This window comes from Stenotrophomonas sp. YJH_SMC_14-1 (assembly GCF_059372275.1).
Window position 1 is genome coordinate 822,038 of record NZ_JCAFVK010000002.1, and the last position, 24,672, is coordinate 846,709.

Annotated in this window: 17 protein-coding genes; 2 read left to right on the forward strand and 15 right to left on the reverse strand. The window is 67.7% G+C overall.

Features of this window, described 5'->3' with window-relative positions:
• Positions 1-36 precede the first annotated feature (36 nt).
• The 8 genes from AC5P9P_RS08720 to AC5P9P_RS08755 all read right to left on the reverse strand — a co-directional run bounded on the left by AC5P9P_RS08720 (position 37) and on the right by AC5P9P_RS08755 (position 11,753).
• Positions 37-870, reverse strand: coding sequence for a TrmH family RNA methyltransferase (locus AC5P9P_RS08720; RefSeq protein ID WP_049404371.1), 834 nt, complete (start codon positions 868-870; stop codon positions 37-39).
• Positions 871-2,382: an alanine/glycine:cation symporter family protein gene (locus AC5P9P_RS08725; protein WP_049433178.1), complete on the reverse strand. Its 1,512-nt coding sequence runs from the start codon at positions 2,380-2,382 to the stop codon at positions 871-873.
• Between the two features lie 106 nt (positions 2,383-2,488).
• The gene (locus tag AC5P9P_RS08730) at positions 2,489-3,085 is read right to left on the reverse strand and encodes a GNAT family N-acetyltransferase (protein WP_033834420.1); all 597 of its coding nucleotides are present in this window, start codon (positions 3,083-3,085) and stop codon (positions 2,489-2,491) included.
• Positions 3,078-6,203 carry an efflux RND transporter permease subunit gene (locus tag AC5P9P_RS08735; protein ID WP_049404377.1) on the reverse strand — a complete coding sequence of 1,042 codons (3,126 nt, stop codon included), beginning with the start codon at positions 6,201-6,203 and terminating at the stop codon, positions 3,078-3,080. Before AC5P9P_RS08735 ends, AC5P9P_RS08730 begins: the two co-directional genes overlap by 8 nt.
• Positions 6,200-7,306 carry an efflux RND transporter periplasmic adaptor subunit gene (locus tag AC5P9P_RS08740; protein ID WP_033834418.1) on the reverse strand — a complete coding sequence of 369 codons (1,107 nt, stop codon included), beginning with the start codon at positions 7,304-7,306 and terminating at the stop codon, positions 6,200-6,202. Before AC5P9P_RS08740 ends, AC5P9P_RS08735 begins: the two co-directional genes overlap by 4 nt.
• Before the next feature lie 275 nt (positions 7,307-7,581).
• Positions 7,582-9,663, reverse strand: a complete 2,082-nt coding sequence (locus AC5P9P_RS08745; RefSeq protein ID WP_495232693.1) for a TonB-dependent copper receptor — start codon at positions 9,661-9,663, stop codon at positions 7,582-7,584.
• A 73-nt stretch (positions 9,664-9,736) separates the two neighbouring features.
• Positions 9,737-10,168 carry a DUF2946 domain-containing protein gene (locus AC5P9P_RS08750; protein WP_033834416.1) on the reverse strand — a complete coding sequence of 144 codons (432 nt, stop codon included), beginning with the start codon at positions 10,166-10,168 and terminating at the stop codon, positions 9,737-9,739.
• 601 nt (positions 10,169-10,769) lie between these two features.
• Entirely contained in the window at positions 10,770-11,753 is a 984-nt protein-coding gene (locus AC5P9P_RS08755) for a LysR family transcriptional regulator (protein ID WP_005410828.1), read from the reverse strand.
• A gap of 207 nt (positions 11,754-11,960) precedes the next feature.
• Here AC5P9P_RS08755 and cysK point away from each other — a divergent pair, with 207 nt between their 5' ends.
• Together cysK and AC5P9P_RS08765 are read left to right on the forward strand one after the other, a co-directional pair.
• Positions 11,961-12,920, forward strand: coding sequence for a cysteine synthase A (gene cysK, locus AC5P9P_RS08760; RefSeq protein ID WP_495232694.1), 960 nt, complete (start codon positions 11,961-11,963; stop codon positions 12,918-12,920).
• Positions 12,921-13,186: 266 nt separating this feature from the next.
• Positions 13,187-13,786: an O-acetyl-ADP-ribose deacetylase gene (locus tag AC5P9P_RS08765; RefSeq protein WP_049404060.1), complete on the forward strand. Its 600-nt coding sequence runs from the start codon at positions 13,187-13,189 to the stop codon at positions 13,784-13,786.
• Between the two features lie 92 nt (positions 13,787-13,878).
• Here AC5P9P_RS08765 and AC5P9P_RS08770 read toward each other — a convergent pair whose 3' ends face one another.
• The 7 genes from AC5P9P_RS08770 to AC5P9P_RS08800 all read right to left on the reverse strand — a co-directional run bounded on the left by AC5P9P_RS08770 (position 13,879) and on the right by AC5P9P_RS08800 (position 24,579).
• On the reverse strand, positions 13,879-15,024 hold the full coding sequence (locus tag AC5P9P_RS08770) for a hypothetical protein (protein ID WP_043034326.1): 1,146 nt from the start codon (positions 15,022-15,024) through the stop codon (positions 13,879-13,881).
• A gap of 129 nt (positions 15,025-15,153) precedes the next feature.
• Entirely contained in the window at positions 15,154-16,158 is a 1,005-nt protein-coding gene (locus AC5P9P_RS08775; protein ID WP_005410832.1) for a class I fructose-bisphosphate aldolase, read from the reverse strand.
• Between the two features lie 196 nt (positions 16,159-16,354).
• Entirely contained in the window at positions 16,355-17,821 is a 1,467-nt protein-coding gene (pyk, locus tag AC5P9P_RS08780) for a pyruvate kinase (protein WP_049453301.1), read from the reverse strand.
• A 217-nt stretch (positions 17,822-18,038) separates the two neighbouring features.
• On the reverse strand, positions 18,039-18,692 hold the full coding sequence (locus AC5P9P_RS08785) for an HAD hydrolase-like protein (protein ID WP_012481127.1): 654 nt from the start codon (positions 18,690-18,692) through the stop codon (positions 18,039-18,041).
• Positions 18,689-19,864 (reverse strand): phosphoglycerate kinase, encoded by a 1,176-nt coding sequence (locus AC5P9P_RS08790; protein ID WP_049432698.1) that lies wholly within the window; start codon positions 19,862-19,864, stop codon positions 18,689-18,691. Before AC5P9P_RS08790 ends, AC5P9P_RS08785 begins: the two co-directional genes overlap by 4 nt.
• 660 nt (positions 19,865-20,524) lie before the next feature.
• The gene (locus AC5P9P_RS08795) at positions 20,525-21,901 is read right to left on the reverse strand and encodes a DUF3999 domain-containing protein (RefSeq protein ID WP_495232695.1); all 1,377 of its coding nucleotides are present in this window, start codon (positions 21,899-21,901) and stop codon (positions 20,525-20,527) included.
• On the reverse strand, positions 21,898-24,579 hold the full coding sequence (locus AC5P9P_RS08800) for a DUF2339 domain-containing protein (protein WP_288416282.1): 2,682 nt from the start codon (positions 24,577-24,579) through the stop codon (positions 21,898-21,900). The genes AC5P9P_RS08795 and AC5P9P_RS08800 overlap by 4 nt, the downstream gene beginning before the upstream one ends.
• Between the last annotated feature and the right edge of the window lie 93 nt (positions 24,580-24,672).

The window sequence follows — 24,672 nt, forward strand, 5'->3', positions numbered from 1 at the left end:
TCGCCCGCGGCGAGGGATCCGACCCGGGATACCAGATCAGCTGCGGCGGCTGGCCCACTGCGCCAGCAGCACCGCCGTGGCCGAGGCCACGTTCAGGCTCTCCACCGCGCCGCTGCCGGGAATCGAGACCTGCAGGTCGCACGCCCCCGCCAGGCCACGGTCCATGCCCTCGCCTTCGGCGCCCATCACATACACCAGGCGTTGCGGCAGCGCGGTGCGGAACACGTCGTCACCGCCCTCCACCAGGGTCGCGGCCAGGCCGAAACCGGCGGCACGCAGCTGTGCCATCGCCTGGGCGGTCTCCGGCAGCTGCACCAGCGGCACCGCCTCGGCACCGCCCTCGGCCACGCGCGCGGCGGCACCGGACAGCGCCAGCGTGCTGCCGGCCGGCAGCAGCAGCGCCTTGGCACCGAAGTGCGCGGCCGAGCGCAGGATCGCGCCGAGGTTGTGCGGGTTGCCCACGCCATCCAGCCACAATGCCAGCGCCGGACCGTCACCGACCTGCTCCAGCCACTGCGACAGCGGCAGCGCCGGTGCGCGCAGCACATCGGCCACCACGCCTTCGTGGTGGGTGGTGCCGGCAAGCTTGTTCAGATCGCCGTCTTCAACCACGCGATACCCCACGCGGTTGGCCACGCACCACTTCAGCAGCGGCTGCAGGCGCGGAATGCGCGCCTCCAGCAGGTACAGCTTGCGCAGCGCCTGCGGCCGCGCTTCGAACGCGGCCAGCACGGCATTGAGGCCGTACAGGCGCAGCTCGTCGCTGCCACCGCGCCCACCACCGCCCGTGGCCGGCACCTCCGGACGCGGCAACGGCGTTGCGCGCGGCGGACGGGCGGACGGGCGGCGGTTGTTCCAAGGGTTGTTCACTTACACACTCTCCTGCTTGCGCTGGCGCCAGAAATCGGCGTTCTTGATGCCCAGGGCATCAGGGTCGAACACCGGATCCAGGCCGAGCTTCTTCTGTCGTTCGTAGTCACGCAGGGCCAGCATCGCCGGCTTCTGGATGATGAGGATGGCAATGATGTTCAGCCAGGCCATCAGGCCGACGCCGATGTCACCCAGCGCCCAGGCCAGGGTCGCATTGTGGAACGCGCCGAACACCACCATGCCGATGATGCCCAGGCGCAGCACCAGCACGGTCAGCGGGCGCTTCCTGTTGTGGTTCACATAGCTGAGGTTGGTCTCGGCCATGTAGTAGTACGCCATGATGGTGGTGAAGGCGAAGAAGAAGATGGCGATGGACACGAACGCCGAACCCCAGCCCGGCAGCACGGCTTCCACGCCGGCCTGGGCGTAACCGGCGCCTTCGGGAATGCCGGCCAGGCCCTGGAAGATCGGCGGGGCGCCAGCACCTACCGGCGAGTACACGTTGTAGGTGCCGCTGGCCAGGATCAGGAACGCGGTGGCGGTGCATACCATCATGGTGTCGAAGTAGATGGCGAAGGCCTGCACGTAGCCCTGCTTGGCCGGGTGCGAGACTTCCGAGGCGGCCGCTGCATGCGGGCCCGAACCCTGGCCGGCTTCGTTGGCGTAGATGCCGCGCTTGATGCCCCACTCCACTGCCAGGCCCATCATCGCGCCGAACGCGGCGTGGGTGCCGAAGGCGCTGCTGAAGATGATGTTGAACATCTCCGGCACGCGGTCGTAGTTGATGATCATGATGACGATGGCCATCAGGATGAAGCCGGCGGCCATGAACGGCACCACCACTTCGGCGAAGTTGGCGATGCGCTTGACGCCACCGAAGATCACCACGCCCAGCAGCAGCGCGACCACGATGCCGATGCCCAGCTTCAACGCCTGCACCGACTCCATGCCGAAGGCCTGGCCATCGAGCGGACCGCACAGGGCGGTGCCACGGCAGGCGTTGATGATGCTGTCGGCGATCGCGTTGGCCTGCACGCCCGGCATCAGGAAGCCGGCGGCGATGATCGTGGCGATGGCGAAGGCCAGCGCGTACCACTTCAGGCCCATGGCCTTTTCGATGTAGTAGGCCGGGCCACCGCGATAGCGGCCTTCGGCGTCCTTGGTCTTGTAGATCTGCGCCAGGGTGCATTCCACGTACGAGGTGGACGCGCCGAGGAAGCCCATCACCCACATCCAGAAGATCGCACCGGGGCCGCCGAAGGCGATGGCGGTGGCCACGCCGGCGATGTTGCCGATACCCATGCGGCCGGCCATCGACATGGCCAGGGCCTGGAACGAGGACACGCCGGCGTCGGATTTCTCACCCTTGACGGTGAGGCGGCACATCTCGAGGAAGCCGCGGATCTGCATGAAGCGCGTGCGCAGGCTGAAGAACAGGCCGGCGCCCAGGCACACGAAGATCAGTGCCTTGCTCCAGATGATGCTGTTGATGAAATGTACGGTTGCTTCCACGCGCGCTCTCTCCAGTCGGCGGGTTGTAAGGACGTCCCGTCGGCTGGAAGGGACCGGTCGATTCTCCCTGATCGAAGGCCGCTGCGGTAGCGCCAAGAGGATGGGGTCACGGCAGCTGGGTGCGTACCCGGGCGAAGCGGCGCAGGTCGTGCAGGACGCCGCGCTTGTAGACCGCACAGCGCTCCACGCCCTCTTCCTGGAAGCCGTTCTTCTCCAGCACCCGGGCCGAGCCGAGGTTGAAGTCGACCACGGTGGCCTGCAGCCTGAACAGGCGCAGTTCGTTCATCACCCACGGTGCGAACAGGCCAACCACGCGGGTCATCACGCCCTGCCCCCAGTAGGCCTGGCCGAGCCAGTAACCCAGTTCGGCGGTGTGCCCACGCTCGGCCACGCCCTGCTGGGCGCCGACGCTGCCGCAGGCCTGGCCGTCGATCTCGATGGCCAGGTTCAGCGTGCCAGGGGCCAGCACGCGGCCGGCGAGGAAGGCCTCGCCATCCTCGCGCGTGTACGGGTACGGGAAGCGATCACGCAGGCCGCGCGATACCTCGGCGTCGTTGGCATGGCGCAGCAGCGATTCCAGGTCTTCCGGGCGCCAGGGGCGCAGGCGGAAACCTTCTCCCTGTAGTGGCGGGGTCAGAGCCCTTTCCGTTCCGGAAAGGGCTCTGACCCCTGGACCGACCCCGTCGGCAGGCCGGTCAGGCATGCCCGCCCACCGAGGGCGATTCGGCTTCCTGCTTCTCCAGCTCGCGCTTCACCGCTTCCGGCGAGCGGGTGTACGGGGCCAGCCGCGCGTAGAACGCCGGCACCACGAACAGCGACAGGAACGTCGAAAGAGTCACGCCGAAGATGATCACGATGCCGATCGTGCCACGGCTGGCCGAGCCGGGGCCACCGGCCACCACCAGCGGAATCGCGCCGACCACGGTGGCGATCGAGGTCATCAGGATCGGGCGCAGGCGCACCATCGCCGATTCGATGATCGCCTCGCGCACGGTTCTTCCGTCGTCGCGCAGCTGGTTGGCGAATTCGACGATGAGGATGCCGTTCTTCGCTGCCAGGCCGACCAGCATGACGATGCCGATCTGGCTGAACAGGTTCACCGTGCCGCCGCTCACCCACAACCCGACCAAGGCACCGAGCACGCCCAGCGGCACGGTCAGCATGATGGTGAGCGGGTGGATGAAGCTCTCGAACTGCGCGGCCAGCACCAGGTAAACCACCAGCAGGGCCATGGCGAAGGTCAGCAGCACCGCGCCACCCGCACTCTGGTACTCGCGCGATTCGCCCTTCCAGTTCACCTGCGCGTACTGCGGCAGTTCCTCGCGGGCCACGTTCTGCGCCCAGGCGATGGCCTCGCCCAGCGGATAGCCCGGTGCCAGGCCGGCGGTGATGGTGATCGAGCGCAGGCGGTTGAAGCGGTTCAGCGTGCCCGCCTCGGCCACTTCACTGAGCGTGACCAGGTTGGACAGCGGCACCAGTTCGCCGGAGGTGGCGCGCACGCGGATCGCAGCCAGGTCGGCCGGGCTGGCACGGCCATCGCGACCGGCCTGGACCAGCACGTCGTACTCCTCGCCGTTGTCGACGAAGGTGGTGACGCGGCGCGAGCCCATCATGGTTTCCAGTGCCGAACCGATCGCGGTGACCGGCACGCCGAGATCCGCCGCACGCTGGCGGTCGATGTTTACCCGCATCTGCGGCCGGGTTTCCTTGTAGTCCGAATCCGGGCCGACCAGGCCCGGGTTGTCGGCCATGCGCAGCAGGATGCGGTCACGCCACTGCGCGATCTCGGCGTATTCCGGGCCGCCCAGCACGATCTGGAACGGCTGGCCGCCACTGCGCACCAGCCCGCCACCCACCTGCGTACGCACGCGCACGCCGCGGATGGTGTCCAGTTCCTTCTGCAGTGCGTTGGCCACGTCCGGCGTGGCCTCGCTGCGCTGGCGCCACGGCTGCAGGAAGATGCTGACGCGGCCGGTGTGCATTTCCTCGCTGGCACCGAAGCCGCCGGGCACGCGCGGGTTGGCACGCACGATCGGCTTGTCGGCGCCCACGTGCGGGGCCAGCAGTGCCTCCACCTGCTGTACCTGCTGCACGGTGTAGTCGTAGCCGGCGCCTTCCGGGCCGTCGATCATGATCTGGAACGAACCGCGGTCTTCGGCCGGCGCCAGCTCCGACGGCAGCAGTTTCAGCAGGCCCCAGCTGGCGGACAGCGCGGCCACCATCACCAGCAGGTAGATCCACGTGCGGTCCACGTGATGGTCGAGCACGCGGCCATAGCCGGAGGCCAGGCGCTCCAGGTTGCGGTTGACGAAGCCATGCAGGCCGCGCGGTGCCTGCCCGGTGTGCGGCTTGAGCAGTTTGGAGGCCATCATCGGCGTCAGCGTCAGCGCCACGAACGCGGACAACGCAACCGCTGCCGCCAGCGCCACCGCCAGTTCGCGGAACAGGCGGCCGGTATTGCCTTCCAGGAAACCGACCGGCAGGAACACCGCCACCAGCACCGCGGTGGTGGCGATCACCGCGAAGGCGACCTGCGTGGTACCGCGCTTGGAGGCCACCAGCGGGGGCTCGCCCAGGTCGATGCGGCGCTGCACGTTTTCCACCACCACGATCGCATCGTCCACCACCAGGCCGATGCACAGCACCAGGGCCAGCAGGGTCAGCAGGTTTATCGAGAAATCGAACGCATACAGCGCGATGAACGCCGCGACCAGGCAGACCGGCACGGTCACGGCCGGAATCAGCGCAGCGCGGAAACTGCCAAGGAACAGCCAGATCACCGCCAGCACCAGGATCATCGCTTCCACCAGCGTGGCGTAGACGCGATCCACCGCCGCTTCGATGAAGGTGGTGTTGTCGAAGGCGACGAAGATCTGCGTGCCCTTGGGCAGGGTCAGCGCCACCCGCTCGGCTTCAGCGCGCGCGGTACGCGCCACGTCCAGCGAGTTGGCAGTGGAGGTCTTGACGATGCCCAGGCCGATGCCCGGCTCGCCGTTGCTGCGGTAGTACGCGCGACGCTCGGCCGAAGCCAGTTCGATCTTCGCCACGTCGCCCATGCGCACCACGTAACCGTCGCGGCCCTTGCCCAGCGGGATGGTCGCAAAGTCTTCCGGCTTGATGTAGTTGCGCTCCACGCGCAGGGTGAAGTCGCGGTCGGTCGACTCGATGCGGCCGGCCGGCAGTTCCACGTTCTCGTTGCGCAGTGCGGTTTCCACGTCGCCAGTGGTCAGCCCGCGCGCGGCCAGCTGGTCACGGTCCAGCCAGATGCGCATCGCGTAGCGCTGGCGGCCACCGATGCGGACCTGGGCCACGCCATCGAGGCTGGAGAAACGATCGACCACGTAGCGGTCGGCGTAGTCGCTCAGCTCCAGCGTGTCCATGGTCGAGGACACCATGTTGAACCAGATGATCGGGTCGGCATCGCTCTCGACCTTGGCGATCTCCGGCGGACGCGCTTCTTCGGGCATGCGGTCGGCGACGCGGCTGACCGCATCGCGCACGTCATTGGCGGCCGCTTCGATATCGCGGTTGGAGGTGAACTCGATGCTGACCTGCGAGCGGCCGTTGGTGCTGCGCGCATTGATCGTATCGATGCCTTCGATGCCGGCCAGCGCATCTTCCAGCACTTGGGTGATGCGGCTTTCGATGACCGCCGCCGAGGCGCCGGTGTAGTCCACCGACACCGACACGATCGGCGGATCGATGGCGGGCAGTTCGCGCAGGGTCAGGCGGGTGAAGGACATCACGCCCAGCACCAGCAGCAACAGGCTCATCACCACGGCGAACACTGGCCGCTGGATGGAGATGTCGGACAGCTTCATCCGCCGTGGCCCTCGGCCGCGGCCGGCGCCGGTGCATCCGCCGGTTTGGCACCGCTGGCCGGGGCCGCATCCTTGGCCGCGACCTTCAGGCCCGGGCGCAGCTTGCCGGTGCCATCGACCACGATGCGCTGGCCGGCTTCCAGGCCCTGTTTGATCTCAACCACGCCGGCGCGGCGCGCACCGGTCACCACGTCCACGCGTTCGACGCTGTCGTCGCTCTTGATGCGGTACACGAACGTGTCGCGGCCCACCTGCACCACGGCGATTTCCGGCACCACCAGCGCCGGGCGCTCGGGGCGGAACAGGCGCACGTCCAGCAGCATGCCCGGGCGCAGCGCGTGGTCGCTGTTGGCGAAATCGCCGCGCACGGTCACCGCACGGGTCGCCGGGTCGATGCGTGCGTCGATGGTACTGACCACGCCCTCGAAGGTGCGGCCCGGCCACGCCACGCTGGTGGCGCTGACCTTGTCACCGACGCCCAGTGCGGCCAGTTCCACTTCCGGCACCTGGAAATCGATGTGCATGTGCTCGATGTCGTCGAGCGTGGCGATGACCGTGGTCGGGGTCACCAGCGAGCCCGGGCTGACCTGGCGGATGCCGAGCACGCCGGCGAATGGTGCGCGTACACGGCGATCACCGATGTCGGCCTGCATCTGCATCACGCGCGCCTCGGCGGCATCGCGGATCGACTTCTGCGTATCCAGCGTGGCACTGGACACCAACCGCTGGGAGGCCAGCTCGCGCTGGCGCTTGTACAACTGGTCGGCCTCGTGGAAGGTGGCCTGCGCCTGCACCAGCGCCGCTTCCTGGGCCTGCCCGCGCAGCGTCACGATCGGGGCACCGGCGGCGATGTGCTGGCCGCTTTCGAAATGCACCTTCTCGACGATTTCGCTGACCTTGGCGGTGACGCTGATCGACTCGCGCGCCTTGGCCGTGCCCAGCGCCTGCAGGGTGTCATTCCACTGCGTGGGCTGCACCACCTGCGCCGTGACCGGCACTGCTTCGCCCTGCCGACGCGCGGCGGCCTCCTGTTTGCCTGCGCACCCGGCCAACACGGCCAGGCTGAGGCCAAGGGCCAGGGTCGAAGCGATACGAGCCAACATGAAGGGTCCTGATTGATCCACGGCCGCCGAGTGTAGGCAAGGCCCCGCAGAAGCGGTATGTGCCAAGCGTTTACCATCGTGGAACCGAAGCCGTGATAGCGCCTTGAACCCGTTCCGTGCAAGGCTGCCCTTGGCGGTGTCGGCGTGTGTCGGGTTGTATCCAGCCGTGCACCACGGGCGTTGCCATCGTAGAGTCGAAGCTGCCCGACAGAGGGCGTCGGGCGGGGACGGATCCTGGCGGGGATCCGGCCCCGGTTTTTTTTGCACCCGGCGGATCAGTACCGGTAGTTCACCTTCATCCACAAGCTGCGCCCGGGCTCGTTGATGCGCACCGGGTCGGCCGGGAAGCCGAAGTCGGCACTGCCGGCCAGGTTCAGGTGCTCGCTGTAGGCGCGGTCGAACAGGTTGTCGACGCCCGCGCTGAGCTGCAGCTGCGAACTGAAACGGTACGCGGCGTTGAGCGCGGACGTGGCGAAACCGGCACTCGGCCCCAGGTCCTGCGCAACGACATTGCCTTGGCCATTTGCGACACGATGCTGGTGGATCACCGCACGCAGCAGTGCCCCGGCGCTCCAGCGCTGGCCTTCCCAGTTCGCACTCAGGCGCGTTTCCAGCGGCGGCATCTGCGGCAGCGGACGCTGCTGGTCGCGGTTCTCGCCCCAGGCATAGGCCAGCGTGCCCCCCAGTTTCCACTGCTCGGCCACGCTTACCTCCAGCCCCGCCTCAGCACCGGCGATGCGCGCGTCGACATTGCGGGCCTGGCTCATGCCCATCATGCCGCTGCCGTGGTACGTGAACAGGATGTAGTCCTGGATCTGCCCGGCGTACGCCGAAACCCACGCCTGCACGCGCGGTCCCTTGTACTGCAGGCCGACGTCGAGCTGGGTGGTGCGTTCGGGCTGCACGCCGGTGAACGCGTTCACTGCGCCGGCCGGGCCATGGTTGGGCGAGAACAGCTCCCAGTAGTCGGGCATGCGTTCACTGTGGCCGAGCCCGGCGTACCAGGTCAGGCCGTCGGCCAGATCCTGCTCGTAGCGCAGGAAGCCGCTGCCGAGCCAGTCCTTGCGGCGCTGGCCCGCAGTCGGATTGGGCCTGTTCCCCATCATTCCGCGGATCGATTGCCGCTCATCTCGGACGCTGGCGCGGTCGATGCGCAGGCCGCTGATCCAACGCTGATCGGTGCCGGCGCCGAGGGTCAACTCGGTGAACACGCCATAGCGGCGGAAGTGGGCATCGGTCCCCCAGGCGGCCTGGCGGTAGGTGTCGCGGCCCATGCCCATGCGGCCACGATGGCGGCTGTCTTCGCCGTCCACACCCGCCACCAGTTGCACGTCCTGCCAGTGCCACTCGGAACTGACCCGGCCGCCCTGGGTACGGCGGTCCACGTTCGACGCCATCGGCATCGGCATCGGCATCGGCATCGGCATCATGCTGTTGGGATTCGGCGTGCGCAGCGTGTAGTTGTCCATCACGTGGTCGGCTTCGTTGTAGTACACGTTGGCCTGCAACGTGTCCCACGCACCGGGCAGATTTCGTTTTTCGAAGCGCGCGGCATAGCTGGTGCGTTCGAACGCGGCACCGTCCATGCCGCGCCCGGCGTAACGCGCGATGGCATCGCCGGCACCGGCGGAAATCTCCAGCAGCGTGTCGGCATCCGGCGTCCAGCCGATGGCCACGTCGCTATTCCACTTGCGCCACTTCGACGGCACCACGTCACCGTGGCCGTCCTTGTAGTCATCGGCCTCGGAGCGGTTGCCGCTGGCGCGTACATAGCCGGTCGGATTGCCCAGGGTCAGGTCCAGTACCTGGTCATTGCGGTTGCGCGAGCCGACCAGCGCACTGGCATCGGCACGCAGGCCGGGTTCATCGAAGCGCGGCGTGTCGCGCTCGAAGCGCACGGTACCGGCCGAGGCACCTGCGCCCCAGCGCACGCTCTGCGGGCCCTTGATGATGGTCAACCGGTCGAAGCTTTCCGGCGCGATGTAGGACAGCGGATTGTCCATGCGCGACGGGCAGGCACCGATCAGGTTGCCGTCGTTGCTGAGGATGTTCAGGCGCGAACCGAACATGCCGCGCAGCACCGGGTCGCCGTTGGTGCCGCCATTGCGGATGGCAGAGAAGCCGGGAACGGTTTTCAGGTAATCGGCACCATCACTGGCCGGCACCGGCTGCCGCGGCAGGCGCGGATCGGTCACCCAGTGCAGCGGCGAGGACGGTGCGGCGGCGGTGACCACCATCGTGTCGAGGGTACGCGCCTCGTCGGCGGGCGCAGCGTGGGCCAGTGACGCGGCCACGGCCAGGCCAAGGGCAACCGGCAGGCGCGCGCAGGCGCCCGCGGGGCGGGAAGTCATTTTCATCGGAACAGCTCCAAGGTACGCACGCGCGCACGGCGCCCGGTCAGGCGCGTCGTGCGGCAGATTCACGGGGATATCAGCGGACGATGGAGACGCGCGGTGGCCCACGTGCGGCATGTGCGGGCCAGTGCGGTGCGGGCAGCACCCGTTGCGACCACGGGAACACCAGGCGCGGCCGCCACAGCAGCGGCAACAGCAGCACCAGCACCGCCAGCCATGGCAGCAGGCGCATGGCCAGTACGCAGTATTCGCAGGCTTCGCCATGCATGGCGTGGGGATCGGCCGGGCGGTCAGGCGCTGCCGGCGCGGCGCCGTGCTGATCGTGCCCGGCCATGGCCATGTCATGCATGTCGTGGCCCATGGCGGCGTGGTCCATGCCCGCCATTGCGGTGTGGTCCATCGGCGGCGCCTGCAGCGCGCGGCTGACCAGCGGCGCAAGCACCATCAGCAGCGTCGCCAGGATGGCGAGCTGGAGCAGAAGGGGCTGCGGGCGGGACAGGCGGGGCACCCCGCTAGTGTAGATGCGGGTCCAGGGTTGCCCGTGCGACGAACGGTCGCAGGAGGGGGTTTATCGGCAGGGCTTGCAGCCCCGCACCCGCTGCGAGCTGGAGCAACAGCAAGAGCCGAAGCAACATCAAAAGCTGGCTTCCTGTGAGTTAGGCGGGGTGGGTCCGGTTGCGGGGGGCGCTGCAAGTACGTCCATGTAAGCTCGGTCGCCGCATCCATGCGGCTCACGCCCCCGCAACCGGACCCACCCCGCCATCGACAGATTCTCGCGATCTGCTGTAGATCCACGCCATGCGTGGATGAATCTCCATCGGAATCGAATATTTCGAACTGGAATCGAAAAGCATCCACGCATGGCGTGGATCTATCGTGTCGACCAAGGTCGACACCTACCAACAGCCGCCGGAATCTGTCAGAGGTGGGGCGGTGTCGGAGTGCGGGGTGTCAGCCGCATGGATGCGGCTGCCAAGCTTACAGGGACGTACTTGCAGCGTCCCCGCACTCCGACACCGCCCCGCCAACCCACGGAATGCCGCTTCTGCTGTTGCTGTTGCCTTTGTCCGCAGCAGGTGCAGGGCTGCAAGCCCTGCTCGACCAACCCCTCACACCGTGATGGTCTGGGTCAGTGACTCCCACGTCGGCGGCACCGGCCACGCGGCGGCCTGGTTGCCATCCAGCACCCTGCGCAGATCGCGCGGATCAATCTGCGGTGCCAGCACGTGCACCAGCTCCAGCGCGTAATCGCGCAGCACCCGGTCGCGCGGCAACACCGCCCAGGCAATGCACTCGCTGATCGGGTCCGGCGCCGGCCACGAGCGCAGGTCTTCGTCGCTGGAACTGACCGCCATCTCGGCCAGCAGGCCTACGCCCAGACCGGTACGCACATAGGTCTTGATCAGGTCCGCATCGAGCGCGGTCAGCGCCAGGTCCGGCGCCAGGCCGTTTGCAGCGAAGGCGCGCTGCAACGAGGAATTCGGGCGGGTCGAGGATTCGTAGCTGATCAGCGGCTGCCGGGCCAACGCGGCCAGGTCCGGTGCGCGGCCGGCGCGGTCCAGCGGGTGCCCCTTGGGTACCACCACCAGGCGTCGCCAGCGGAACAGCGGCACCGCGATGCCATCGGTGGGCTCACTGCCGGCGGTGCTGATGATCGCTATATCCGCGTCACCCTGGTTCAAGCGGTCCAGCGCGTCGGTTTCACCGGCCTGCTGCAGGTGCACGCTCACCTGGGGATAGGCCTGCTTGATCGCTGCCACCGCCGGCGGCAGCACGAAGCGCGCCTGCGTGTGGGTGGTGGTCAGGATCAGCTGGCCCTGGCTCTCGCGGCGCTGGTTGGCCGCGTAGGTGCGGATGTTGTTGGCCTCGGCCAGCACCGCGCGGGCGCGGGCGATCACCTCGGTACCGGCCGGGGTGACCGACTCCAGGCTGCGGCCCTTGCGCACGAACAACAGGAAGCCGAGCTCGTCTTCCAGCTGCTTGAGCTGCTTGGACAGGCCGGGCTGGGTGGCGTGCACGCGCGAGGCGGCCAGCGTGATGTTCAGCTCGGCGTCGGCGATGGCGACCAGGTAGCGCAGCTGGGTCAGCGTCATGGGAGGCGGGCGGCGTGGGGCGGAGGTCCACTCTAGGGTCAATTGCCGTCACCAGCTTATAACCAAAGGTTGTTTAAGAAAGGTATCTGGTCATTTCCGGGCGTCATATGCCGGCGCTACGGTCAGCCGGCAGCCGCTGGCCTGAACAGCCAGCCCTCCCCTTCTGCCCGCCGGCGTCCGGCGCGGCCCTGTTTCCGGAGCGCTTCCATGGCCCTGTACGACTCCATCCTCGATACCGTCGGCAACACCCCCATCGTCAAGCTGCAGCGCCTGGCGCCGCCGCAGGTCAGCGTCTACGCCAAGGTCGAGTCGTTCAACCCGGGCGGCTCGGTCAAGGACCGCCTGGCGCTGGCGATCATCCTCGACGCCGAAGCACGTGGCCTGCTCAAGCCGGGCGACACCATCGTCGAAGCCACTTCTGGCAACACCGGCGTGGCGCTGGCGATGGTCGCCGCCGCGCGCGGCTACAAGTTCGTGGCGACCATGGTCGAGACGTTCTCGGTGGAGCGCCGCAAGCTGATGCGCGCCTATGGCGCCAAGGTGATCCTGACCCCGGCCGCCGAACGCGGCAGCGGCATGGTGCGCAAGGCGCGCGAACTGGCCGAGCAGCACGGCTGGTTCCTGGCCAGCCAGTTCGCCAACCCGGCCAATCCGGCGTATCACCGCAACACCACCGCCGCCGAGATCCTGCGCGACTTCGCCGGCAAGCGGCTGGACTACTTCGTCAGCGGCTGGGGCACGGGCGGCACGCTCACCGGCGTGGGCGAAGTGCTGAAGGTCGCGCGTCCGCAGACCCGCATCATCGCCACCGAGCCAGCCGGCGCCGCACTGCTGAAGGGCGATGACTGGAAGCCGCACAAGATCCAGGGCTGGACCCCGGACTTCGTGCCCGACGTGCTCAACCGTGATGTGGTGGATGAACTGCTGACGGTGGAAGATGACCGCGCGATCGCCACCGCGCGCCGACTGGCCGCCGAGGAAGGCATCTTCGTCGGCATCTCCGCCGGCGCTACCGTGGCCAGCGCACTGGACGTGGCCGCACGTGGCGAACCGGGTTCAGTGATTCTGGCGATGCTGCCGGACACCGGTGAACGCTACTTCTCCACGCCGCTGTTTGCCGACGTGAACGAGGGTTCCGACGACGACTGGTTGGCCGGCCTGCCGTGACACCCGGGGTCAGAGCCTCTTCCACCCGGAGAAGGATCCGACCCCATCCTGTTACATGCCGGGGGCGGATCCCTTTTCCGCAGGGAAAGGGCTCCGACCCCCTTCTGCTTCAGCCTGCATGAAGGCGTCGCCCGCCATCGTGCGTGAAGGCCGTCGGATCGCAGCGCGTGAGACGGTCATGACGCAGTATCGATGCCCTGTCCCCTACCGTGGGAACAGCCGGCGCAGATGCTGCGCGGATCACCTCACAGGCAGGAGACGGACGCATGAAGATCGAAGTTTGGCAGGGCGACATCACGACCCTGGCGGTGGATGCGATCGTCAATGCGGCCAATGAAACGCTGCTCGGTGGTGGCGGTGTCGACGGCGCGATCCATCGTGCGGCCGGGCCCGCGTTGCTGGCCGAATGCGGGCAGCTGCCGGAGCTGCGCCCGGGCGTACGTTGCCCGACCGGCGAAGTGCGCGCTACCAGTGCTTACGCTTTGCCTGCACGCTACGTACTGCACACGGTGGGCCCGGTCTGGCACGACGGCCAGCGCGATGAACCGGCGTTGCTCGCCAACTGCTACTGGAAGTCGCTGCAGCTGGCCGAATCGCTGGGCGTGCAGTCGATCGCATTCCCAGCCATCAGCTGCGGCGTATACGGCTATCCGCTGTACCAGGCCGCGCAGATCGCAGTGACCGAAACTCTGGCCTGGCAGCGCAGCCACGCGCAACCGATGCGCATCGTGCTGGTGGCGTTCAATACCGCTACGGCCAAGGCCTACCAGCAGGCGTTGAGTGCCGCCGGGCAAAGCGCCGACAGCGAACCGCGCGGGTCGATGCTGCCGCCCCTGGGTGACGCGGGTTTTGCCGCCGCGCATTGAATCGCGACGCAGCGTGGAAAGGAAAAGGCCGGGCATTGCCCGGCCTTCTCAGTTGCACCGTTGATGTCATCCACGCATGGCGTGGATCACGCTCAACGACTGGCAGCTTCCACCGCAGCGGCGTCATCGGCCACGGCGGCTGCAGCGTCGGCAGCGGCACGTGCAGCCGAAGCGGCAGCACCCTCGGCGCTGGCCCCTTCCACCTGCACGCGCACCTCGACCATGCCTGCGCCATTGTTCAGGCTGGACACGTCGACGGTGTAATGACCGGCCGGCAGAGTCTCCTCCAGGCGCGAGTTGGTACCGTTGCCACCGTCGTCGTCGGTCAGCTCGACATCGCCACCGACCACGCGCAGCACGGTATCGACCTGGCTGGAAATCGCATCCAGGCGCACGTCGGCCGGCCGGTCCAGGGTCAGCAGGAAGCGGCGACGGCCTTCGTTGTCCAGCATGGTGTACACGCTGCCCGACTTCGGCAGGGCGGTGCCATCGCGCTCGACCAGATTCCCCGGCAGTTCGATGCGGGTGGCAGACAGGGTGAACATGCCATTGACACCGCTGCCGAGGCCGCGCGCGGTCAGGGTGTACTTGCCCGGCTTCAGCGACAGGGTCAGCCGCGAGTTGGTGCTGTCGTTGCCATCGTCGTTTTCGGCTTCAACGCCCTGGCCCGACAGCTTCAGCACCGGATCGAAGACATCCGACACCAGGCGGATTTCGTACAGGCCGGCCTTGTCCACCTGCAGGGTGTAGTCCTGCGAGTCACTGGCCAGCATGTCCACGATTTCGCCACTGCCCGCCAACGGCTTGCCGTCGTAAGGTTTCAGCTTCTCGGCTCGCAGGCGATACGGACCAAAGGCGGTCGGGCCATCGGCATTGACCGCCACCTGGTAGGTGCCGCCGCCATTGGCACGGAACGCCAGCGAGACGTCGCCTTCGCGTTCGTAACCGGTGTTGCTGGTGGAAACAAGACTGCCGTTGTTGAAAACGGCGATCGAGCCGCTGAGGGCACCAGTGAGCTTCAGGCCGACCAGATCCTTGTCTTCCAGCTTGATCTGGTAGAGCTGGTGATGGCTGCCATCATTGAAGTTGATGCCGCTGCGCGAGGTGATCTCGCCGGACACCGGCTTGTCGAAATCGAGCGACGCGGCCTTGCCTGCCTCTGCGCCGCCGCCGATACGGTTGCACCCGCCGGCGACCAGGACCGTGGCTACGGCCAGTGTGATTGCTGCCAAACGCATGTTGTTTCTCCTTGGCCTTCCATGTGGTTCCCGCGTACCGGCCGGGCACGCGGGGGCGGAAAAGATACCCGCAAAAGCAAACGCCGGCGTGATGCCGGCGCTGCCTTGTTCATCCAGCGATGGGACGGATCAGCCGTTCCACTTGCCCAGCGCAGCCAGGCCGTTGTCCTTGGCACGCTCGTACACGGTCTTCTGGGCGGCTGCGTAGTTGCCCTTCATGTCCTTGGCCCACAGCTTCAGCGCGGCCTGCTGCATGGCGCGGCCGTAGGAGAAGCTCAGCGGCCACGGCAGGTTGCCCAGCTGGTTCATCGCGTTCAGGTGCTCGGTGGACTGCTCGTCGCTCTGGCCACCGGACAGGAACACCACGCCCGGCAGGATGGCCGGCACGGTGCTCTTCAGGCACATCACGGTCGACTCGGCCACTTCCTCGACGTCGGCCTGCTCATCGCAGTTCTTGCCGGAGATGACCATGGACGCCTTCAGGATGGTGCCTTCCAGCAGCACGTTCTGCTGGTACAGCGCGTCGAACAGCGAACGCAGGGTGGCTTCGGTGACTTCGTAGCAGGTCTCGATGTCGTGGTCGCCGTCCATGATCACTTCCGGCTCGACCATCGGCACCAGGCCGCATTCCTGGCACAGGGCGGCATAACGGGCCAGCGCATGGGCGTTGGACTCGATGCAGGTGCCCGACGGAATGCTCTCGCCGATGTTGATGACCGCACGCCACTTGGCGAAGCGCGCACCCAGCTTGTAGTACTCCTGCAGGCGCTCGCGCAGGCCGTCCAGGCCTTCGGTGACCAGCTCGCCCGGGCAGCCGGCCAGCGGGTGCGCACCCTTGTCCACCTTGATGCCCGGAATCATGCCGTGGTCGGCCATGTACTTGGCGAACGGCACGCCGTCCCTGGTCGACTGGCGGATGGTTTCGTCGTACAGGATGGCGCCGGAAATGTGCTCGTTGAGCTTCGGCGTGGTCAGCAGCAGCTCGCGGTAGGCACGACGGTTCTCCTCGGTGTTCTCGATACCGACGCCGGCGAAACGCTTGGCGATGGTAGCGGTGGATTCGTCGATCGCGATGATGCCCTTGCCCGGGGCGACCATGGCCTGGGCGGTTTCGGCCAGCTGTTCGATGCTCATGTATTTCCTGTGGCGGGTGCGGGAAAAACGTAAGTATAGCCCCGCTGCCCGTTGCCCCGGTGTCGAGGCCAGGATGGAAACGATTCCAATGTCCGCGCAGGACAAGGGATGTCCTGCGGCATGGGGTCAGAGCCCCTTTGGGGATCTGACCCCGGGTCGGATGCGCGCAGCGGCTCCGATCCAAGGCCGACTGGGTTTACAGATCGCCCAGCCCAATGGCACGGCCGTCTTCACCCACTTCCAGCAGGCGCAGGGTATTGGTGGCACCGTGGGTTTCCATGTGCTCGCCGCTGGTGAACACGACGCGGTCGCCGGCCTGCAGCAGTTCGGCTTCCACCAGCAGGCGGATGCTGCCGCGCGCGGCTTCGCGCGGGGTCAGGCCGCGGCTGTCGAAGTTGATCGGGAACACATCGCGCATCAGCGCCATCTGCCGGCGCGCGCCGTCATGGCGGGTCACCGCGAACACCGGCGCCTTGGCGCGGAAACGCGACAGGTAACGCGCGGTGCCACCGGACTCGGTCATTGCCACGATCGCGCGCACGCCCACGTGCTGGGACAGGAACATGGTGGCCATGGCAATGGCCTGGTCGGCACGCTCGAGGTTGCGCGGCGAAGCGTTGAAGTCGGTCTCGGTCTGGAACTGGCGCTCGGCCCCCAGGCAGATGCGCGCCATTGCTTCGACCGCCTTGACCGGCCAGGCACCTGCAGCGGTCTCGGCCGACAGCATCACCGCATCGGTGCCGTCGATGACCGAGTTGGCCACGTCCAGCACTTCGGCACGGGTCGGAATCGGGCTTTCCACCATCGACTGCAGCATCTGCGTGGCGGTGATCACCACCTTGTTCTGTGCCAGCGAGGCCTTGATGATCTTCTTCTGCAGGCCCGGCAGTTCGGCATCGCCGATCTCCACGCCAAGGTCGCCACGGGCGACCATCACCACGTCGCTGGCCTCGACGATTTCTTCCAGGTTCTCGATGGCCTCGGTGCGCTCGATCTTCGATACCAGTGCAGCATCACAGCCATGCGAGCGGGCGATGTCACGCGCATCGTTCATGTCCTGCGCGTTGCGACAGAACGACACGGCGATGAAGTCGACACCGATCTTGGCGACGATGCCGATCAGTTCCTTGTCGCGCTCGGTCAGCGCGCCCAGCGAAAGGCCGCCGCCCTGCTTGTTCAGGCCCTTGCGGTCGGACAGCACACCGTCGTTCAGTACGGTATTGATGATGCGTTCGCCCTGCACCTCCACCACCTGCAGCTGCATCAGGCCGTCGTCGAGCAGCAGGACGTCGCCCGGACCCACGTCCTGCGGCAGGCCGAGGTAGCTCACACCCACCTGGGTGGCATCACCCGGGCCGGCGCCGGTGCTGGCGATCAGGTCGAAGCGGTTGCCCGCCTTCAGCTGCACCTTGCCTTCTGCGAAGCGCTCGATGCGGATCTTCGGGCCCGGCAGGTCGGCCAGGATGCCCACTTCCACGCCGACGCGGGCGGCGGCGGCACGCACTTCGGCGGCACGCTTGGCCTGGCCGGACGGGTCACCATGGCTGAAGTTGAGGCGCACCACGTTGACGCCGGCGCGGAACAGATCCTCCAGCACGCCCGGCGGATCAGTGGCCGGACCGAGGGTGGCAAGGATCTTGGTGCGACGCTGACGCTCGAACATGGTGAATGGGCCTCTCCCGATAAAGAACGGAAATTAGCACATCCTTCACGCCGCATGTATACGGTTACAGCCTTGTGCTGCCTGACTTCGCGGGTCATGGAACGGACATCACCCGGACATACGCTGGCGCAGGGTGTTCTGTAGAGCCGGGCCATGCCCGGCTGCACCGTGGGCCGCAATCAGCCGAGCGTGGGGCCAGCTCTACAGGCAAGGGCGGCTAGGCCAACAGCGTCGTCAGCTGTGCCGGCTCGCGAGCCAGCTGGCCCGCACCGGCTTCGGTCAGTTCGGCCTCACCGCCAAAGCCCCACAGCACGCCCACGCTGCGCAGGCCGTGGTGGCGTGCGCCCTCGATGTCCATGCGGCGGTCGCCGATCATCCAGCACTGTGCGGGCTGCAGCTGCAGGCGGCGCAGTGCCTCCCCGACCAGCTCGGGCTTGTGGCTGCGCGAGCCGTCCAGGGTCGAACCGACGATCTCCTCGAACAGCCCGCCAAACGGCAGGTGCGCAAGGATGCGGCGCGCATGCGGCTCGTTCTTGGCGGTGACCACCGCCAGGCGGTGGCCTCGGCCATGCAGCGTGCGCAGGGTGTCTTCCACCTGCGGGTACACCGTGTGTTCGCGCCAGCCTTCGGCATCGAAGCGCTCGCGGTAATAGCCCACCGCCTGCTCCACCCGCGCTGGTTCGACGAACAGTGGCGTGAAGGTGGTACGCAGCGAAGGACCGATCCAGCCCAGCAGCGTCTCCTGCGGCGGCACCGGATGGTCCATCTTCTGCAGCGCATAGGCGATGCAGGCGGTGATGCCCACCTGCGAGTCGATCAGCGTGCCGTCCAGGTCGAAGAACAGGACATCCTTGCTGTGCCCGGCACTCATGCGCCGCGCGCGTCGAGTGCGGCCACCGCCGGCAGGGTCTTGCCCTCCAGGAACTCCAGGAACGCGCCGCCGCCGGTGGAGATGTAGCTGACCTGCTGGGCGATATCGAACTTGTCGACCGCCGCCAGGGTGTCGCCGCCACCGGCGATGGAGAACGCCCTGGAGCTGGCGATGGCGCGGGCCAGCGCTTCGGTGCCCTTGCTGAAGGCCTCGAACTCGAACACACCGACCGGGCCGTTCCAGACCACGGTACCGGCCTTGTCGATCAGCTGCGCGTACTGCGCCGCGGTCTGCGGGCCGATGTCCAGGATCAGATCATCTTCGGCAACGGCGTCGACTGCCTTCACCTGGGCGACCGCGTCGGGCATGAACTGCTTGGCGGTCACCACGTCCACCGGCAGCGGGATGTCGGCGCCGCGCGCCTTGGCATCGGCCACGATCTTCTTCGCGGTGTCCAGCAGGTCCGGCTCGTACAGCGACTTGCCGACGTTGTAGCCGGCGGCAGCGATGAAGGTGTTGGCGATGCCACCACCGACGATCAGCTGGTCGACCTTGCCGACCAGGTTGGCCAGCAGTTCCAGCTTGGTGCTGACCTTGCTGCCGGCGACGATGGCCAGCAGCGGCTTGGCCGGTGCATCCAGCGCCTGCGCCAGTGCGTCCAGTTCGGCCATCAGCAGCGGGCCACCGGCAGCAACCGGGGCGAAGCGGATGACACCGTGTGTGGAGGCCTGCGCACGGTGCGCGGTGCCGAAGGCGTCCATCACGAACACATCGCACAGGGCGGCGTACTTCTTCGACAGGGCTTCATCGTCCTTGCCCTCGCCGACGTTCATGCGGCAGTTTTCCAGCAGCACCAGCTGGCCCGGCTGGACCTCTACACCGTCGACCCAGTCGCGCACCAGCGGAACCTCGCGACCGAGCAGCTCGGACAGGCGCTGGGCCACCGGCGCCAGCGAATCGGCTTCGCTCCACACACCTTCCTTCGGGCGCCCCAGGTGCGAGGTGACCATCACCGCCGCGCCCTGCTCCAGCGCGCGCTTGAGCGTCGGCAGCGAAGCGGTGATGCGCTGTTCGGAAGTGATGCGGCCATTCTCGATCGGCACGTTCAGATCCTGGCGGATCAGCACGCGCTTGCCGGAGAGGTCGAGGTCGGTCATGCGGACGATGGACATGGGCAACTCTTTGGCTCGGGGACGGGATGCCGGAATGCGGCAGGCGGCCATTGTATCGGGTGCGGGTGGTGGGAGGGTCGATGCCTGCGGCAGGCAGAGGCGTAACTGCAACTGCAACTGCAACTGCAGCAGCAACAGCACAGCCAGAGCCAAAGCGCTGGCGCTTCGTGGTGCCGTGAGTGGGCCGGGGCGGTGTGGGCTCGCGGGGGACGCCGTGAATCCATCCCTGGAGGCTCGGGCGCGCCATCCATGGCGCTTACGCCCCCGCGAGCCCACACCACCCCGGCCTCGACAGGTTCATGAGGCGGAGCGGACGGCGAAAGCAAAGGCGGTTTCTGGTGTCGGAGGGAGATGGAAGGTTGAGCCGAGCTGATGCTCGGCTGGAGATCTCGTGGAGAGCAGCCGAGCGTGGGCCCTGCTCTAGAAAGAGCGCCCAGCCAAGCAGCTGTTGCTCTTCTTTTTTTCTTTCCGTGGGTGGACGCACACGGAAACTGTCAGAGGCCGGGCGGGTGGGCTGGGCAGGGGTATCCGCGCCATGGATGGCGCGGCTAAGCCTCCAGGGACGGATTCACGGCGTCCCCTGCCCAGCCCATCCGCTCGGCCCATCCCCGGGATCGCGCTTTGCAGCCACCCACGAGGGGCTGCGCCGTTCGCTGGAACCTATTCCGAAGGCGCCGGCTTCTGCCGAAGCAGGCTGACCGCCAGGCCGCCAACAACCAACACACCCAGCCCCAGCAACGCCCACAGCAACGACGCCTTCCAATCGTGCTGCGGCTTCAGCGCCGCGTCACCGGCCAGCGGCTCCGGGCTGCCCTCCAGGCGCGCCAGCGTCGGCTGCCACGACGGATCATTGCGCTGCCGCAGTTCCTCGATCAACACACCGATCGGCGCTTCCATGCGGCGCGCGGTCGCGCTGCCCACTGCCAGTGCATACGGTGCTGCCCCCTGGCTCAGGAACACCAGTACTTCCGGCTGGTAGCCCAAGCGCAGGGTCGGCGCGGTCGCAGTTTCCGCCGGATTCGCCACCAGCTTCCAGTAGCGGTCACGATGCACGCCCCCCAGCGGCTGGGCCGCTGATTGCTGGCGCTGGCCCTGCGCGCCCTGCTGCAGTTGGTACGCAATCCATGGCGCACTGCGGCGCTGCCATTCCGCACTCTCGTCATCGCGGCTGAACAACGTCCACTGCACCAGGCTGTTGTCGGTGCTGGTCACATCCGCGCGCGCTACCGGGAAACGGCCGTCGAGTTCGAAGGTGTATTCACCCTTGCCCTTCGAGGTCGGTTCCAGCGACAGCCACTCCCACGGCAGCGTGGCCGGCGCCGGCGGCAGCTCGGCCAGCACGCTGCGCAGCGTCGGCAGGCGCGTATCGCCCTGCGCCAGCACGCGCAGATAGCGCGCCTCGCCGTCCACCTGCAGGCGGCGCTGCAGCAGGCGCTTGCCAGCACGCTGCAGGTCGACCAGCGGGATGTCACGCCCGATCGGACGCCAGTGCTGCAGGTCGTCGCTGGCATCCAGCTGCACCTGCGCCTGCAACGGCTGTCCGCTGTCAGCCCAGTCCAGCACCAGTGCCGCCAACGGTTGCTGGCCGAGCACGCTGGCATCGATCAGCCAACCACCCTGCCCGTTCGCTGCCGCACCGCCGCTCACGCGTGCTTCGACGCGACGGACACGGCCATCGGTATCGCGCTCGGTCAGCAACTGCAGATCGTTGCGCTGTGCTTCGGCCAGCGGCGGCAGCGCGAACCACGGCAGCTCACGCTGCACCGGCGGCTGTGCCAGCGGCTGGTCCGGCGCCAGCAATGCCGATGGCAACGATTGGCCGGCGGCGTTGAACACCTGCAGGTCACCCAGGTCTGCGGCACCTGCACGGCGATAGATCGCCGGCTCCAGAACCACCCTGTACGCACCGGACTGTGCGCTGGACAGCGTCAACGGCCACTGCTCGGCGTACTGCGTGCGGTAGTCGGCGGCCTGCACCGCGACGGCGGCCAGCATGCCGAACATCGCCGGCAGCAGCGCCCTGCTCCACTTCCTCATTGTTTTTCCTCCACGGACGGCGCCGCGCTGGGCGGTGCCGGTGCCAGATAACCCACGACCGTGCACAGCAGGCCGTAGGCGATGAACGATGCGATGCCCAGCAGGTTGCCCAGGTGCTGGCGATCGACGATGACCAGCTTGGCCAGCACCACGCCCATCAGCACGGCACCGACCATCCACAACACGCGCTGGCCACGGCGCGATCCCCACACCCAGGCAATCACGCCAAGCACGCTCCACAGCACGGTCAGGCTGGTCTGCGCCAGGCTGGAACGCATCATCGACGCACTCCACGACAGGCCGCCCCACTGATGCACGCCATGCAGCACCACGCTGGTCAGCGCGACGAACGTTGCCAGTGACAGCAGCGGCATGCGGATTCCCGACAGGGTCTTCGGCGCCTGATCGCTGTACAGCCAGCGTGCAAGCAGCAACAGGCTCAGCCACTGTCCGAGCTCGGCCGGATTCAATACCGGCAGCCAGAGCAGCGGCGCAGCATCGCCCGGCAGCAGCTGTCCGAACAGCCAGCCGATCGACAACAGGCCGAACAGCACGCACTGCAGCGGCTGGCGCACGCGATCGAACGCTGCACCCAGCGGCCAGCGAAGCGCATTCCAGCGCCACAGCGACAGCGCCGCCATCAGCAGCCACGGCACCGTCACCAGCAACGTGGTCCAGCCCTGTGCCAGCCCGGCCTCGCCACCGCCCCACAGGGCCAGCAGCGAAAGCAGAGACGGCCACAACAGCCACCACAGGAACTGCGCGATGCGCGCCACGCTGTCGCCCCCCTGGCGCAGGCAGAGCAGCGTGCGCACGCCCATCACCGCGAACACCGCCCAGGCCAGCGCACCGTAGCCGGCGAATGGCTGATGGTGCGCGTCGCTCTGCATCAGCGCCAGCGGGAAGCCCAGCGCCAGCATGGCCAGCGCGGTCACGCCCAGTGCGCGTGCCGGCTGACGGCGCTGCATTTCGGCGGCCAGCCAGGCAGTGACGGCGGCCAGCACCAGCAACGCGTCCACTTCGGCGCGGTACGGGAAGAAGCGGGTGATCTCATGCACCATGCCGCCCAGCCACCACAGCAGGCCCCACAGGTAGTAGACCAGGGCGATCTCGTGGCGTGACCTGCGCTGGTAGCTCCAGGCCGACGCGAAGCCGGCCAGGGCCAGCAGCAGCGCCCCGATGGCAGTCGGATTGATCAGGAAACGCAGGTCCTCATGCCAGTGATCGCCACCGGCCACGAAGGCGAACGCAGCGCCCATCTGCAGCAGCGCGCCGGACACCTGCGGCAGCCAGCGCTTCTGGCGCAGGCCCAACCAGGCCAGTCCGGCGCCTTCCAGCGCGAAGACCGCGCCGGTGGCCCGCGCCGACAAGGCCAGCGGCACCGCCAGCGTGGCAAAGCCCACCGCCAGCACCGCGTGCGACTGCGCCAGCACGGTGTACGACGCGCGCCTGATCAACGCCCACGCCAGCGCCGCGTAGATCGCGGCCAGGCCCAGTGCGCACAGCGCCAGCGTCATCGGCTGCTGGTACAGCATCCCCGCCTGCAACGAGAACGCGACCAACGGCGTACCGAACACCAGGCTGCCATCGACCAGGTCACGCTGCCCGGCGGGCTGCCGGCGTGCGTAGAGCAACGGGATCAGCAGGTAGAAGGCGAAGAACAGCAGCAGGAACGGCTCGGTGCTGCTGAACTTGTCAGGCGCGTACTGCAGCACGCCCCAGAACGTGCCGATACCGAAGGTGAAGGCGAAGCCCAGCAGGTTCAGCGCGCGCCACGGTCGGAACCAGGCAATGGCGAAGATGCCGGCGTTGAGCACGGCGTAGTAGCTGAACAACCCCACGTGGTTGCCGCTGCCGGTGGACAGCCACAGCGGTGCCATGAAGCCGGCGAGGATGCCCAGCACCGCCAGCGTACGCGAGTTCTGCACCACCGCCAGCACGCACAGCGCGGCCACCAGTGCAATGGAGCTGACGAAGGCGAAGCCCGGCGGAATCAGCTCGAAACGCTTGAAGGCCGCGAAGATGGTCAACAGCAGCACGCCGATGGCACCGCCCTGCAAGGCCAGCGCAAACAGGCGCCGGCGCTCGCGCTGGTGCCAGCCGAACGCCAGCAGGCCCAGTGCACCGACGGTGACACCGGCCAGGCGCAGCTCGATCGGCAGCACCAGCCAGCCCTGGTCGCTGACGTACTTCAGCAGCGCAGCGACACCGGCCAGCAGCACCAGCATGCCGATCTTCACCGGCACGTTGCCCTCGGTGAACCAGCGCTTGACCGCGCCACTGCCGCGCTCGATGAAGTTCGGCAGCGCCGGTCCGGAAGGCAACGGTGGCTGCATCGGCGCGGGTGGCACCGGCGGTGGTGCGATCGGGCGCGGCGCCTCCGTTGCCGCAGGCACCGCTTCGCGCACCGGCGTTGGCTGAGGCGGAGGCGGAGGCGGAGGCGGAGGCGGAGGCGGTGCAGCAGCCGCCACCGGCCGCAGGAACGGTGGATCGGCACTGGCCACAGGGGGGGCCGCAGGCCGTTCAGGCGCGTGCATGGCGGCGACCGGCGCGGCAGCCATGGCGCTTTCCAGCGCGGCGACGCGGCGGCGCAGGCCGGCAATCATCACCAGCGCCACCACCAGCAGCAGCGGGATGGCCAGCAGGACCAGTACGACCAGGGCAATCAGTGCTTCCATTGCGTGCTTCCATAGCGTTCCCGCGCCCCAGCGGCAGCGGTCGACCGGCCCATGCTACGACAGGGCCGGCCCCATAAACGACGAACCCCGGCC